Genomic DNA, 380 nt, shown 5'->3' on the forward strand with positions numbered 1-380 from the left:
CTGGGCTACACACGTGCTACAATGGACGGTACAACGAGTCGCGAAGTCGTGAGGCCAAGCTAATCTCTTAAAGCCGTTCTCAGTTCGGATTGTAGGCTGCAACTCGCCTACATGAAGTTGGAATCGCTAGTAATCGCGGATCAGCATGCCGCGGTGAATACGTTCCCGGGCCTTGTACACACCGCCCGTCACACCATGAGAGTTTGTAACACCCAAAGCCGGTGAGATAACCTTCGGGAGTCAGCCGTCTAAGGTGGGACAGATGATTAGGGTGAAGTCGTAACAAGGTAGCCGTAGGAGAACCTGCGGCTGGATCACCTCCTTTCTAAGGAATATACGGAGGCTACACATACTTTGTCGAAACAATGGTCAGTTTTGAG

General features: G+C 51.6%; 1 rRNA gene. It reads left to right on the plus strand.

Annotated features, from left to right (window positions below):
• Positions 1-325: ribosomal RNA gene (locus tag FD28_RS06610) — 16S ribosomal RNA — on the plus strand; the annotation flags it as partial.
• Between the last annotated feature and the right edge of the window lie 55 nt (positions 326-380).

It is taken from the genome of Levilactobacillus hammesii DSM 16381, from assembly GCF_001434395.1.
GTDB lineage: Bacteria > Bacillota > Bacilli > Lactobacillales > Lactobacillaceae > Levilactobacillus > Levilactobacillus hammesii.